Source organism: Staphylococcus sp. GDB20D11A (assembly GCF_016893255.1).
Classification (GTDB): domain Bacteria; phylum Bacillota; class Bacilli; order Staphylococcales; family Staphylococcaceae; genus Staphylococcus; species Staphylococcus aureus.
The window spans coordinates 1-817 of record NZ_JAFEPJ010000051.1; the positions used below are offsets into that span (position 1 = coordinate 1).

General features: G+C 32.4%; 1 protein-coding gene. It reads right to left on the bottom strand.

Annotated features, from left to right (window positions below):
- Positions 1–112: 112 nt before the first annotated feature.
- A partial coding sequence (locus JV528_RS14610) for a substrate-binding domain-containing protein (RefSeq protein WP_204254907.1) occupies positions 113–817 on the bottom strand: 705 nt, incomplete at its 5' end.

Genomic DNA, 817 nt, shown 5'->3' on the forward strand with positions numbered 1-817 from the left:
TTTTAATTTATTAATTAGGGGATCTTATGCAGTTGGTGCATTAGCAACCAACTGCGTTCAATTTAACCGAATAGTTTAAAATTAAATACTAACACCTTAAATTAGTCTAAGACTACGCCTTTGGTTGTTCAACAAAGCTCGCCATAAGATTTACAAAAGAATCAACTTGTGGCAATTGCAACATACTCGGATCATAACTCATAAACGTTGAACGAATCAGCGGTTCATTATCAATTTCTACTTTTTCAAACTCAAATTGTTCTTTGCTGATATTTTTCATCATAATTTCTGGCAAGATTGTAACACCTACACCACTAATCAACATTTCTTTACAAGTTGCCACTTGATCCACTGTAATAGTTGCATGATAATCTTGCTCTAAATTATCGTTATACCATTGCTTTATTTGATTTATATAAATCGGGTCAGCTTGAAACTCTATGAATGGCAACTTTGTAACATCGTCTCGTCTATTTTTTGGAAAAATAAAATAATGATCATCATTAAATAAATGTGTGTTAGCTAAATTCATTACCTTATTTCCACGAGTTATCATAACATGATAGTCTCTATGGTTTGCTTTAATTTGTTCAGTTGAACCAACTTGTACTTGAATTTCAACATTAGGAAATTGGGCATTATATAGGCTCAAAACTTCAGGAAGTAAGGTTTGTCCAATCAATGAAGAACACCCTATTGATATTGTTCCATTCACTTCACCAATATGTGCCTGCATTTTGTCAAAAAATAATCGCTCTCTTTTCAACATGTCACGAGCATGCTCAATAATCATTGTTCCTTCAGTTGTTGTAATCAA